The sequence below is a fragment of the Stenotrophomonas sp. GD03819 genome (assembly GCF_029841665.1).
Classification (GTDB): Bacteria; Pseudomonadota; Gammaproteobacteria; order Xanthomonadales; family Xanthomonadaceae; genus Stenotrophomonas; species Stenotrophomonas geniculata.
This window is the reverse complement of sequence record NZ_JAOCEW010000009.1, coordinates 1-12,187: the sequence shown is the minus strand read 5'-3', so window position 1 is coordinate 12,187 and position 12,187 is coordinate 1. Positions and strand designations below refer to the sequence as shown.

The 12,187-nt window shown below is 67.5% G+C and carries 11 protein-coding genes and 1 tRNA gene; 4 read left to right on the top strand and 8 right to left on the bottom strand.

Annotated features, from left to right (window positions below):
- Positions 1–9 precede the first annotated feature (9 nt).
- From N5D45_RS07145 to N5D45_RS07135, 3 genes are all read right to left on the bottom strand, one after another.
- Positions 10–1,134, bottom strand: a complete 1,125-nt coding sequence (locus tag N5D45_RS07145) for a slipin family protein (RefSeq protein WP_057504412.1) — start codon at positions 1,132–1,134, stop codon at positions 10–12.
- A 357-nt stretch (positions 1,135–1,491) separates the two neighbouring features.
- Positions 1,492–1,565 (bottom strand) — tRNA-Thr (locus N5D45_RS07140).
- 644 nt (positions 1,566–2,209) lie between these two features.
- A complete protein-coding gene (locus N5D45_RS07135) occupies positions 2,210–3,166 on the bottom strand; it encodes an aldo/keto reductase (RefSeq protein ID WP_159360727.1) in 957 nt (318 codons plus the stop codon).
- Positions 3,167–3,335: 169 nt separating this feature from the next.
- Between N5D45_RS07135 and N5D45_RS07130 the strand changes: the two genes are divergently transcribed.
- The 3 genes from N5D45_RS07130 to N5D45_RS07120 all read left to right on the top strand — a co-directional run bounded on the left by N5D45_RS07130 (position 3,336) and on the right by N5D45_RS07120 (position 5,185).
- Complete coding sequence (locus N5D45_RS07130; RefSeq protein WP_010482267.1) at positions 3,336–4,193, top strand: class I SAM-dependent methyltransferase; 858 nt, start codon at positions 3,336–3,338, stop codon at positions 4,191–4,193.
- Positions 4,194–4,305: 112 nt separating this feature from the next.
- A complete protein-coding gene (locus N5D45_RS07125) occupies positions 4,306–4,557 on the top strand; it encodes a hypothetical protein (RefSeq protein WP_224329425.1) in 252 nt (83 codons plus the stop codon).
- A gap of 88 nt (positions 4,558–4,645) precedes the next feature.
- Positions 4,646–5,185: a pseudouridine synthase gene (locus tag N5D45_RS07120; protein ID WP_191862667.1), complete on the top strand. Its 540-nt coding sequence runs from the start codon at positions 4,646–4,648 to the stop codon at positions 5,183–5,185.
- 60 nt (positions 5,186–5,245) lie between these two features.
- Here the strand turns inward: N5D45_RS07120 and N5D45_RS07115 are convergent, their stop codons facing one another.
- The gene (locus N5D45_RS07115) at positions 5,246–5,620 is read right to left on the bottom strand and encodes a hypothetical protein (protein ID WP_005411574.1); all 375 of its coding nucleotides are present in this window, start codon (positions 5,618–5,620) and stop codon (positions 5,246–5,248) included.
- A gap of 144 nt (positions 5,621–5,764) precedes the next feature.
- A complete protein-coding gene (hrpB, locus tag N5D45_RS07110) occupies positions 5,765–8,269 on the bottom strand; it encodes an ATP-dependent helicase HrpB (RefSeq protein ID WP_228354925.1) in 2,505 nt (834 codons plus the stop codon).
- 67 nt (positions 8,270–8,336) lie between these two features.
- Here hrpB and N5D45_RS07105 point away from each other — a divergent pair, with 67 nt between their 5' ends.
- Positions 8,337–9,134: a TatD family hydrolase gene (locus N5D45_RS07105; RefSeq protein WP_057504419.1), complete on the top strand. Its 798-nt coding sequence runs from the start codon at positions 8,337–8,339 to the stop codon at positions 9,132–9,134.
- Positions 9,135–9,212: 78 nt separating this feature from the next.
- Here the strand turns inward: N5D45_RS07105 and N5D45_RS07100 are convergent, their stop codons facing one another.
- From N5D45_RS07100 to N5D45_RS07090, 3 genes are all read right to left on the bottom strand, one after another.
- On the bottom strand, positions 9,213–10,139 hold the full coding sequence (locus tag N5D45_RS07100; RefSeq protein ID WP_228354924.1) for an epimerase: 927 nt from the start codon (positions 10,137–10,139) through the stop codon (positions 9,213–9,215).
- Positions 10,136–11,074, bottom strand: coding sequence for a 2-dehydropantoate 2-reductase (panE, locus tag N5D45_RS07095; protein ID WP_197656332.1), 939 nt, complete (start codon positions 11,072–11,074; stop codon positions 10,136–10,138). The genes N5D45_RS07100 and panE overlap by 4 nt, the downstream gene beginning before the upstream one ends.
- A gap of 188 nt (positions 11,075–11,262) precedes the next feature.
- Positions 11,263–12,030, bottom strand: a complete 768-nt coding sequence (locus N5D45_RS07090) for a hypothetical protein (RefSeq protein WP_279938668.1) — start codon at positions 12,028–12,030, stop codon at positions 11,263–11,265.
- Between the last annotated feature and the right edge of the window lie 157 nt (positions 12,031–12,187).

Genomic DNA, 12,187 nt, shown 5'->3' with positions numbered 1-12,187 from the left:
CGCGACCCCCTACCTGATCGTCACCAGCTGCTTCAGCACGCCCTCCAGGCCGCCAAACACGGTGAGCTTGTCGATCTTCTCGGTGACCTTCTCCAGCGCCTCCAGCTCCTTCAAGCGCATCAGCACCGGGTTGTCCTCGATCAGCTTTGCGGTGTTGAGCTGCGAACGCGTGGCGTTGGCCTCCTCGCGGCGACGGATCACGCTGGCCTGGGCCTGCTTCTCGGCCAGCACCACGCCGTTGAGGATCTCCTTCATCTCGCCCGGCAGGATCACGTCCTTGATGCCCACGCCGAGCAGCCGCACGCCATGGCCCTCGATCGCCGCCTGCACATGGGCAGCGATCTCGCCGTCCAGTGCCGCCTTGTCGCCCAGCAGCTCGTCCAGGCTGCGTGCGGCGATCGCCTGGCGCAGGCCGAACTGCAGCTGCCGATAGATGAACTCATCGGCATTGCTCAGCGTGCGGTGTGCACGCACCGGGTCGACCACCTGCACGGTCGCGGCCAGGTTCACCCGCAGGGTCACCTTGTCGCGGCTGAGCAGTTCCTGGCCGGACACGTCCAGCGAACGCGCACGCAGCTCCACGCGCTCCACCGACACGTTGCCGTTGAAGTTCCAGAACGCGTGCAGGCCGGCGTCCAGCGTCTGGCGCAGCGTGCCATCGATGAACAGCAGGCCGACCGACTCGCTCGGCACGGTGCTGATCACCGCGACACGCGGCAGCACGCCCAGCTGGCCCAGGCGCTGCTGCACGTCCAGCGGGATGCGCGGCTCGTCACCCAGCGCCATCACCCGTACCTGGGTGTCGACCGAACCGCGCCAGTACAGACGGCGGCTGCCCGGCGGCAGCACCTCGTCGATGCGGCCGTTGCGCAGCAACAGGCCGACTTCGCCGGCGCCGACGTTGGCCAGTACGAAGTGCGTGTCCAGCTGTGCGTCCAGCGCTTCGATCAGGCTGTCCTGGTCGCTGCCGGTGTAGGCCGCGCCCTTCGATGCGTTGTGGAGGTCCACGTGCGGCCGGCCGCCGAACGGCGACAGGCGGTGCACGCCCGGCAGCAGGATCTGCTGGAAACGACGGTTGCGATACACCAGGCCGCGCTCGCCGTCGCCGATCACGACCTTGATGGTCCAGAACATGGGAGTCTCTCCTTGTATGGCTCTGGTGGTTCGACCCGATGCGGATGAATCACCATGACCCGGGTCGATCAGGTCGTGGCGAGGCCGCCTGCACACCACGTGCAGGCGGCGGAAGAGGGCGGCCATCGGCGGACGGTCCGCGCGCGGAGCCTTCGGTGCGTCATCACCCTTGCGGCCATCGCTGCCGGCAGACAGCACCGGAGCAGAGTGGGGCAGGTAGTGGTGACAGGCCGAGGCCCGGCGTGCGGTCCGTTGCCTTCCACGTTCCTGCCCGAAGGCAATGACGATGGACGGCGACGATGGCCGCTGGGGCTTGCGCCCCGGGTGTTGCTTCAAGTCATGACGTGACAGGTCATGTGGTTTGGAGTGGGAATCGAACCCACGACAGACGGATTACGGATCCGTTGCTCTGACCAAGCTGAGCTATCCAGTTGGGGACCGCGCGGAATCGAACCGCGTACCGGCGAACCGGTGCCTGCCTCCAGCAGGCGATCCAGGCGATGGCATGTCCGCGACCTCCGGCATACGCCACGGCAACGCCGCGCGCACCAGCCCGTGGTGGAAACGGGACCGTTGGAGAATCGAAGATGCAGGCCACCGACATTATCGGCGAGCGATAATGTTTGGGTGCGATGCAGATAATGTCCAGGCGTTGCCATGCACGCGGAGAAAATCCTCCGGTGCGGCGAAGAAACCTGGGTCAGTGAGCGGCGGGTTGCCGCGCGGGGTGCAGTTCTGGCATCGCGGGTCCTTGTGCCGACGCAAACGAAAACGCCCCCGGGACTTGCGTTCCGAGGGCGTCGTCAGGCCTCGGAGATCGGGGTGGCCGATCTCCGCAGGGCGGGTATCAGGCCGTTGTCAGCTGGTCTTCCTTGCCGAACGCGCGCGCCAGCACGTCCATGCGCAGGCATGGCAGTAGTTTGGCGGTGGCGACGGAATGCGCGTTCAAGGGAGTTTTCCAGTGGTCGTTGAAACGAGGTGCGCACGATAAACCACGATTTAGTCGCGCGCAACCATTTTGTTCAATTATTTTCTTCGCTGTTGTGCAATGCCGGCCAGCGGCCGGCACTACAACTCAGGCTTCCGCGCTGGCGGCATCCAGCTGCGCGACGTCCTGCACGCTCAACGACAGGTTGGCCGCTGCCAGCAGATCGTGCAGCTGTTCGACGCTGGTGGCGCTGACGATCGGCGCAGTGATCGACGGCCGCGCGATCTGCCACGCCAGCGCGATCTGTGCGGCGCTGGCGCCGTGCTTGCTGGCCACGTCATCCAGCGCCTGCAGGATGCGCAGGCCGCGCGGGTTCAGATAGCGCTTCACTACGTTCTCGCCACGCGCCGGGCTCTTGGCTGCATCGGCCGGCGTGCGGTACTTGCCGCTGAGGAAGCCACTGGCCAGCGCGTAGTAGCCGATCACGCCGATCTGCTCGCGCTGCACCAGCGGTTCCAGTTCCTTTTCGTAGCCGGCGCGGTCATACAGGTTGTACTCCGGCTGCAGGGTTTCGTAACGCGGCAGCTTGTAGTCGGTGGACACCTTCAGCGCATCGGCCAGGCGCGTGGCGCTGTAGTTGGAGGCACCGATCGCACGTACCTTGCCGGCTTCGATCAGGCGGCCGAACGCAGCCAGCGTGGCTTCCAGCGGCGTCGACTCGTCATCCTCGTGGGCCTGGTACAGATCGATCACGTCGGTCTGCAGGCGGCGCAGCGAATCCTCGACCGCCGCAGTGATGTTGTCCGGGGTCAGGCCGGGGCGTTCGGCCCACTTGGCCACCTTGGTCGCCAGCACCACCTTGTCACGCTTGCCGCTGCGCGCGAACCACTTGCCGATCAGTGTTTCCGATTCGCCGCCGGCGTTGCCCGGCACCCAGGCCGAGTACACATCGGCGGTGTCGACCAGATTGAAACCGGCGTCGACGAAGGCATCGAGCAGGGCGAAGCTGGCCTTCTCATCGGCGCTCCAGCCGAACACGTTGCCACCGAAGGCGAGCGGACGTACATGCAGGCCGGAACGGCCCAGTTCGCGGGTTGCCGTCATGGGCACGGACTCCTTGGGGGAAGTGCTCCAGAATAGAACGCGATGTGTGACCGTGCTGCGGCGACGACCACAAAACAGTGTTCCGCGGCGCGCACGCAGCTAACGTTTTGTGAACACCTGGGACGCTGTGACTGCTAGTCTCGCCGCATCTTCCGCTGGAGTCGTCCCGATGATGCCTGCTTCGTCCCTGCGTGGTTGCCGACTGCTGCTTGCTTCGGCCCTGCTTGCTGCTGTTCCCGCGTTCGCCGCACCGGCCACGGTCGCGCCGGCGAAGATCGAGGTCTCGCCGGCCATCGACGCGGCGGTGAAGGCGCCCACCCGCGATGCCAACAACGTCAAGCGCGATGGCTTCCGTCATCCGGCGCAGACGCTGTCGTTCTTCAGGGTGGCTCCGGAAAAGACCGTCATCGAGATCACCCCCGGCAACGGCTGGTACTCGGAGATCCTGGCGCCGCTGCTGCATGACAAGGGTCATTACGTCGCCGCCGTGGTCGACCCGATGGCCGTACCCGAAGGCCGCGGCCGTGACTACCAGCAGCGCAGCCGCGACAGCCTGGAAAAGAAGTACGCCGGCGCACCGGCGCAGTTCGGCAAGACTGCCGTGGTCGCCTACGATCCGGCCAAGCCGGTGTTCGGCCCGGCCAATTCAGCCGACGTGGTGCTGACCTTCCGCAACGTGCACAACTGGCGCAAGGCCGGCCAGGCGCAGGGCATGTTCCAGGGCTTCTTCAACGTGCTCAAGCCGGGCGGCGTGCTGGGCGTGGTCGAGCATCGCGCCAAGGCCGATGTGGCCGACGACGATGACACCGGCTATGTCGGCCAGCAGCAGGTGATCGCGATGGCCGAGGCGGCTGGTTTCAAGCTGGATGCGCGCAGCGAGGTCAACGCCAACCCGCGGGACACCAAGGACCACCCGAACGGCGTGTGGACGCTCCCGCCGACCAACCAGCACGACAAGGCCGACGATGCGAAGTACCAGGCGATCGGCGAGAGCGATCGCATGACCCTGCGCTTCATCAAGCCGTAAATCGGCAGGGCCGGGCCACGCCCGGCGAGCGCAGCGGCGTGGCAATCGACGCAATGTGCATCCGCCGGGCATGGCCCGGCGCTACCATCCATGGAGTGGACTGTTGAAGAAAGTGTTCTACATCGCCGTGGCCGTGCTGGTGCTGGCGCGGCTGATTGATTTCGTGTTCTACGGTGGCCATGCCTACGACCTGGTGGCGACGGTGGGGTTTGCCGTGCTGTTCGCCGGTGCGCTGCTGGAGGAACGTGCGCGTGCCATGAATCCGCCACCGGTCCGCCTGCGGCGCCGGGCCAATGTCATCGCGGCGTGCGGCATCGCACTGGTGTTGGGTTCGTTCCTGCTGGAGTGGAAGGTCTTCGGCTGATCCCGCCGCAGCCTCGGCCAAAGCGGTGCCCGGCGAGCGAGCAGCGCGGCGTGGGACAATGCGCCATCTGCCGCCCGCCGTGCCCGCAATGCTGATTGCCTTCAACAAGCCCTTCAACGTGCTCTGCCAGTTCACCGACCGCAGCGTGCCGCCGCGGCCGACCCTGGCCGGGTTTGGCCTGCCGCCGCGCGTGTATGCCGCCGGCCGCCTGGACCATGACAGCGAGGGCCTGCTGCTGCTGACCGACAACGGTGCGCTGGCGCACAAGCTGACCGACCCGAAGCACAAGGCCGACAAGACGTACTGGGTGCAGGTGGAAGGCACCCCCAGCGACGAGCAGCTGCAGCGGCTGCGCGACGGCGTTGAGCTGAACGACGGGCCGACCCTGCCGGCGAAGATCGAGCGCCTCGATCCGGCGCCGTCGCTGTGGACGCGGGATCCGCCGGTACGTTTCCGCAAGACCGTGCCTGACAGCTGGTTGGCGATCACAATCCGCGAGGGCCGCAACCGCCAGGTGCGGCGGATGACCGCGGCGGTGAACCTGCCGACGCTGCGGCTGGTCCGCGTGTCGATGGGACCCTACCGGCTGGACGACCTGCAGCCGGGCCAGTGGCGGCAGATCGGTTGAAATGAAAAGGCCGGAGCCCTTCCTGCGGAAGGACCCCGGCCCTGGCAGCGGCCGACGATCTCAGGCGTCGCTGCCGATATCGCTGTGCTCATCCACCACGGTGTCATTGCGGCGGTCACGTGCATTGATGCGCTGCGCCTGCCCATTCACCACGTGGCCATTGGCAGCCTTCTTCTTCTGCTGCTTGCGGTACAGCGCATAGCCGAGCAGGCCGACGCCGACGGCAGCCGCGGCAATGGTCACGGCCGGATTGCGGCGGGCGAACTTGGTGGCGACCTTGCCGCCGGTCTTCACTGCGCCGAGGGCGGCGCCGGTCTTGATCCAGTCCGCGTTGCGCAGGCTACCACCGGCGCTCTTCAGGCCATCGCCGGCGGTGTGGGCCAGCTCCAGGGCGCGCTCCAGAGCGCGGTCGGTGATTACGGTCAGCTTGCTCATGCGGGGGTCCTTTGCCTCGGGTCGAAGTCCAGTGTCGCGTGTTGCCCGTAAACGGTATGTCAGTCGAGGCCGCACGTGGCGTGACTTTACCGCAGCCATTCAGGATCAGGCAGGGTCCGCAACCGGTGGTGCCGGCAGGGCCGGTCAGGTCCCGCGTGGCTTGGCCCGGTGCGTGGCCGTGGCCGTCCACGGGTCATCCGGCCACGGATGGCGCGGGTAGCGGCCCTTCATCTCCTTTTTCACTTCGGCGTAGGTGTTTTCCCAGAAGTTGCGCAGGTCCTGGGTGACCTGCAGCGGCCGGCCACCGGGCGACAGCAGGTGCAGGGTCAGCGGCACGCGCCCATCGGCGATGCGCGGCGTATCAGCCAGGCCGAACAGTTCCTGCAGCTTCACCGCCAGCACCGGCGGCAACGGCTCGCCACTTTCGCTGTCCAACGCGTAGGTGATCGGCCGTTCCAAGCCTGAAGGTACGGTGATGCGGGTCGGCGCATGGCGCTCGACCAGCTGCCGCTGCGACCACTCCAGCGGCGACTTCAGCGCCTCGCCGAAGCTGGACTCGTCCAGCGCATCCAGACGGCTCTTGCCGGCGAACGCGGGCTGCAGCCACTGCGCACGGTTGGCCAGCAGGGCCGCGTCGCTGCAGTCGGGCAGATCCAACTCCGGCATCCAGCGCCGCAGTGATTCCACCCGTGCCTGCCACTGGCGCAGGCCTTCGGTCCATGGCAGCGCCTGCAGGCCGAGCTCGGCCACCGCGTCAGTCAGCGCCTGCGCGGCGTGCTGCGGATCGACCCGGCCGGCCGAGCGGCTGTCCAGCACGACGCGGTCGAAACGGGTCTCGCGCAGGGCCACCAGGGCGCGGCGCTCGCTGTCCCAGCGGACCACATCTTCGGTGACGAAGCGCTCCGGCCACGCCTTGCGCAGCTGGCCTTCGTCCACCGGTGCGGCACGCAGCAGCAGCGCATCGCGTGCCTCGAAGCGAAGCTCGCTGGCCACCAGCCACGGTTCGCCACGCAGGTCGCTCAGTTCGTGCAGGCGCGCGCTGCGACCATTGGCCAGCAGGTAGCGCAATGGATCGCTGGGATGCTGGAAACCGATCCGGTCGGGGAAGGCATGTACGAGCAGGTCACCCAGTTCGTGGGCCTCGATGCTGGCGGGCGGCGCGGCATCACAGCGCAGGCGACGTCGCCACTGCTTGGCGGCCGCATCGATGGCGGCGAGACCACTGCGGTTGGCATCGGACGGCGCACGACCATTGCGGAACGCGGCCAGCGCACGCCAGCGTGCGGCCAGCGCATCACCGCCCTGGCGCAATGGGTCGCGCGCCTCCAGCAGGGCGGCCAGATCAGCGGCCAGCGCCTGCGCACGTGCATCGGGCGCCGCCAGCAGCATCGCCGCCATCCGCGGATGCGTGCCCAACGCCAGCACGCGCCGGCCAAGTGCGGTGATCGCACCGCTGCTGGCCAGGGCGCCGAGCCGTTGCAGCAGTTCGCGTGCCGCGCCCATCGGGCCGGCCGACGGCGGGTCGAGGAAGCGCAGGTCGCTGCTGCCCCAGGCCGCCAGTTCCAGTGCCAGTCCTGCCAGTTCCACCTGGTCGATCTCGGCGCGACGCTGTGGCTCCAACCGCTGCGACTGCGGCCACAACCGCCAGGCCACGCCCTCGGCCACGCGTCCGGCGCGGCCGGCGCGCTGGTCGGCCGACGCCTGCGCGATGGCCACCACGTCCAGCCGGGTAAAACCGCTGTTGGGGTCGTAGCGCGGCTCGCGTGCCTGGCCGCTGTCGATCACCACGCGCACGCCGGGCAGGGTCACCGAGGACTCGGCCACGTTGGTGGCCAGCACCACGCGGCGGCGACCATCGCTGGCGGCCTGCAGCACGCGCGCCTGTTGTTCCACCGGCAGTTCACCGTGCAGCGCCAGCACTTCGACGCCGGCATCCAGTGATTCCTGCAGGCCAGTCTGCACCCGCGCGATCTCGCGCTGGCCGGGCAGGAACACCAGCAGGTCACCGGGGTGTTCGGCCAGGGCCTGCTGCACCGCGCGGCGCACCTGCAGTTCCAGCGCCTCATCGCGGCGCGCCGGGAAATGGCTGACCGTCACCGGGTAGCTGCGGCCTTCGCTGCTCAGCCGCGGCGCATCGAGGAAGCGTGCCAGCCGTTCGCCATCCAGCGTGGCCGACATCACCACCAGGCGCAGGTCATCGCGCAGCTGTGCCTGCACGTCGAGCGCCAGTGCCAGGCCGAGATCACCGCTGAGATGGCGCTCGTGGAATTCGTCGAACAGGATCGCACCGACCTCTTCCAGCATCGGGTCGTCCTGCAGCATGCGGGTGAGGATGCCTTCGGTGACGACTTCAATGCGGGTGCGCGCCGAGACCTTGTTCTCGAAGCGGATGCGATAGCCGACGGTGCCACCCACCTCTTCACCGAGCTGCCGCGCCATGAACAGCGCGGCGCTGCGCGCGGCCACCCGGCGCGGTTCCAGCAGGATGATCTTCCGGCCCTGCAGCCACGGTGCATCCAGCAGTGCCAGCGGTACCTGGGTGGTCTTGCCGGCGCCGGGCGGGGCTTCCAGCACCAGTCGCGGCTGCGCGGCCAGGTGCTGCTGGATCTGTGGCAGCAGCGGGGAAATGGGGAAGAGCGGGGCGTTCATGTGCAAAGGATAAGGGGCCACGGCGGGCGCAGGTACAATGCGCGGGCACTTTTCCCCCGCGATGACCATGCACCTGATCGATATCGGCGCCAACCTGACCCACGATTCCTTCGACCGCGACCGTGACGCCGTGCTGGACCGCGCGCGCCAGGCCGGCGTGGTGCAGATGGTCATCACCGGCGCCAGCCGCGAGCACTCGCCGTTGGCGGTGCAGCTGGCCCAGCAGCATCCGGGCTTCCTGTACGCAACGGCCGGCGTGCACCCGCACCACGCGGTGGAATACACCGAGGAATGCGATGCCGAAATGCGCGCGCTGCATGCCCACGCGGAAGTAGTGGCGGTGGGGGAGTGTGGGTTGGACTACTTCCGTGATTTCTCGCCGCGCCCGGCTCAGCACCGCGCCTTCGAGCGACAGCTGCAGCTGGCCGCTGAGAATGGAAAGCCGCTGTTCCTGCACCAGCGCGATGCGCATGCCGATTTCATGGCACAGATGAAGAACTTCGAAGGCCGCATCGGCCCGGCGGTGGTGCATTGCTTCACCGGCGAACGCGATGAGCTGTTCGATTACCTGGACCAGGACTGGTACATCGGCATCACCGGCTGGCTGTGTGACGAGCGCCGCGGCGCGCACCTGCGCGAACTGGTGAAGAACATCCCGGCCAACCGCCTAATGATCGAGACCGACGCGCCGTATCTGCTGCCGCGCACGCTGAAGCCGATGCCGAAGGATCGCCGCAACGAACCGATGTTCCTCTCGCACATCGTGGAAGAGCTGGCGCGCGACCGTGGCGAGGACGTTGCGGTGACGGCGGCCAATGCCACGGCGGCCACGCGCACTTTCTTCCGGCTGCCCGACGCGGGTTGATCCGTAGAGCCGAGCCCAGGCTCGGCTTATCGCGCGCAGCGCGAAAGACGCAAAGAGCAGCCGAGCATGGGCTCGGCTCTACAAAGCGCTGTCCGGTAGCGCCGGGCCATGCCCGGCGAGCGAAGCGGCCAGCGCCTGCAGTCCTTCCCGATATGTCGGAAACCGCGGTGCCCACCCCAGCGCCGCACGCGTGCCACGACTGTCGATGCGCTTGTTGCTCTGGTAGAAGCGCTGCAGCGTCGGGCTCAGCGCTGGATCGTCCCAGGCCACGGCAGGGGGCAGCGCAAACCCGCCCAGCTGCGCGGCGAAGGCCAGCACATCCTGTGGTGGTGCCGGTTCGTCGTCGCTGGGCAGGTACAGGCCCTGGTGGGTCGGTCGCTGCATCGCCGCGATGATCACTGCCGCAAGATCCTCTACGTGCAGGCGATTGAACACCAGGCCCGGCCGAATCACATGGCGGGCACGGCCTTCGGCCAATTGCAGCAGTGCGTTGCGTCCGGGACCGTACAGGCCAGGCAGGCGGAACACCGCAGAGGCAATGCCACGTTCTTCTGCAAGCGCACGCCATTGCGCTTCGGCACGCAGGCGCTGCACGCCGGCTGCTTCAGTGGCATCGGCTGCGCTGCGCTCGTCAACCCAGCCGCCGGCCCGGTCGGCATACACCGACGTGGATGACAGATAGCCCACCCAGCGCAGTGCCGGGCTGTCCTGCAGTGCCGGCAGCAGCAGACGCAGTGCCGGGTCGCCCTCGGCATCTGGCGGTACGCTGCACAGCACGAACTCCGCCTGTGCAATCTCATCGAGCAGGGCTGACGAAGGTGGCGCGTCGGCGCGCAGCTGATGCCGCAGCAGGCCATCGTCCGGTGCCGACGAGGGGTCGCGCGCGGTGCCGACGACCCGTACGCCCGATGCTTGCAGATGTTGGGCCAGCACGCACCCACTCCAGCCCATGCCAAGGATCAGCACCCGCGTAGGCAGCGCGCTGGCCTGCAACGGGAGGCTCACGCGCCGCGCAGTGCCTGATAGGCCTGCAGGCTGCTGTACGCCACCTGCAGCAGCAGGCCTTCCTGGTCGGCTTTGCGCGCACGCACCAGCATGTCGCCGACGATCTGTTCGGCCTCCACCTGCTGGCCAGCCTCCAGATCACGCAGCATCGATGCCTTCAACGCCGAGCCCGCCTGGGTGAGGGTGCCGCGTGCGGTGTCCTGCGCGGCATCGGGAATCGGCTCACCGGCCGCTTCGGCCACGGCCAGGCATTCGTCGTACAGGCCGCGCACGATCGCCTCGCCATCATCGGTGGCGACGATGGTGCCGATGTCCGCGCGCAGCAGGCAGGTGGCGGCGGCCAGTGCGGTCAGGAAGGTGTACTTGATCCACTGCTCCTGACCGATGCGCTCGCTGGCCAGGTGGTCGAGGTTGGCCTGTGCGCAGGCAGCAGCGAAGGCACGCACTCGCGCGGAGATCGCGCCGCCATCGCGCTCGCCGAAGGTGAGCTTGGCTGGCTTGCCCAGATGCAGCACGGCGCCGTCAGCGGCCTTGGTGGCGCTGATGAAGCACAGGCCGCCGAGCACCGCCTCGCGGCCGAAGCGCAGATCCAGTGCGTTGTAGTGGTGCAGGCCGTTGAGGATCGGCAGCACGGTGGTGTTCGCGCTTACGGCCGGCGCAATGGCGTCGATCGAGCTGTCCAGGTCGTAGGCCTTGCAGCTGAGGATGACCAGATCGAACGGCTTCTGCGCGGCGAGCGCGGGCAGCGCATCGGCGGTGACGTGCTGCACCGGGAAGCGGGCATCGCCGATCGGGCTGCGGATGACCAGGCCATCGCGGTCCAGCTGTGCGGCGCGCGCGGGGCGTACGAGGAAGGTCACGTCCACGCCGGCCTGGGCCAGGCGACCACCGAAGTAACCGCCGGTACCGCCGGCGCCAAGGATCAGGATACGCATTGCACGTTCACCGTTTGCTGGGGGAATCATGAGTCCGATTGTGCCGGAGATTGCGGCCAACGGCGGTGTCCCCCGTGGTGGTTCGCGGAAAGCACTGTTCATTGGGGTTGGCCGGGCGCGGCGACCACGGGAACCAGATCAAGAGCGGAAGCGGGTCGTTCGCTGCGCTCGCTCGTGTAGAGCGGTGCTCAGCGCAGCTGTTCGCTGAAGTCTTCGGTGTATCCCAATAGAAGCGTGGTTCGGGTGGCCAGGTTTGCAGCCAGTTGTGACCAGGTGTCCTGCGTTCCGGCAGCGTAGACACGCTGCAGGTCAGCGACCAACGCATTCGCCTCTGCTGGCGACGGCGCGCTGTCGCGCTGGAAGCCAAGCCACGATGCGCCGAGTCCGAACAGGCGGTAGTCGTAGCGCTCCTGCAGGTGCCGTATCAGGGCGTGGTTCTGGAAGATGTCCCAGTCCGCGCTGAAGTAGCCATTGGGCAGGGCGGCGATCAGCAGGTCATCGCGGTCCACGGGCACCTGCTGCACGCAGACCACCTCGTCGACGACCAGGTCCGGCGCGGCATTGGCCGTGACCAGCGCCTCGATGTCTGCGTCATTGCACAGCAAGGTACCCGGCAGGATGGTCCATTCCAGCCGATGAGAGGAATGTTCGAGCTGCGCGACGACATGCGCCAGCAACCGCTCGCGTGCCGCCAACGCATCTTCTGGGGTCGCCGGGTCTTCGTCCTCGTACAGTGCGATGCGCTCGTCGTCGGACGCGTGCATGCTGGTGTAACGGCACTGACCGACATCGTCGAGCGTGCACAGATAGCGATGGCGGGGATTGGCCACGTGCAGCGACGCCAGGCAATCCAGTACCTCATCCAGCGTGGACGAATCGCCCAGCAACACATGGCTGAAGGCATCGATGGGGCCGTCCGACACGGCCTTGTCCAATGGAATGGAAGTGATCTTCATCGCCACAGCCTAGCCGCAATCCCAGACGAAAAGCGCCGAGCATCGGCTTGGAACGCTTCATTCACGCATGGCGTGGATCCATCGTGTCGACCAAGGTCGACACCTACCCACAGCGGCGGCAATCTGTCGAAGGCGGGGTGGGTCCGATTGCGGGGGT

Excerpts from the sequence above, each read along its gene's own strand:
- N5D45_RS07090 (WP_279938668.1), bottom strand. The coding sequence starts at position 12,030 with ATGAAGATCACTTCCATTCCATTGGACAAGGCCGTGTCGGACGGCCCC.
- N5D45_RS07130 (WP_010482267.1), top strand. The coding sequence starts at position 3,336 with ATGATGCCTGCTTCGTCCCTGCGTGGTTGCCGACTGCTGCTTGCTTCG.
- panE (WP_197656332.1), bottom strand. The coding sequence starts at position 11,074 with ATGCGTATCCTGATCCTTGGCGCCGGCGGTACCGGCGGTTACTTCGGT.
- N5D45_RS07145 (WP_057504412.1), bottom strand. The coding sequence starts at position 1,134 with ATGTTCTGGACCATCAAGGTCGTGATCGGCGACGGCGAGCGCGGCCTG.
- N5D45_RS07135 (WP_159360727.1), bottom strand. The coding sequence starts at position 3,166 with ATGACGGCAACCCGCGAACTGGGCCGTTCCGGCCTGCATGTACGTCCG.
- N5D45_RS07115 (WP_005411574.1), bottom strand. The coding sequence starts at position 5,620 with ATGAGCAAGCTGACCGTAATCACCGACCGCGCTCTGGAGCGCGCCCTG.
- hrpB (WP_228354925.1), bottom strand. The coding sequence starts at position 8,269 with ATGAACGCCCCGCTCTTCCCCATTTCCCCGCTGCTGCCACAGATCCAG.
- N5D45_RS07120 (WP_191862667.1), top strand. The coding sequence starts at position 4,646 with ATGCTGATTGCCTTCAACAAGCCCTTCAACGTGCTCTGCCAGTTCACC.
- N5D45_RS07105 (WP_057504419.1), top strand. The coding sequence starts at position 8,337 with ATGCACCTGATCGATATCGGCGCCAACCTGACCCACGATTCCTTCGAC.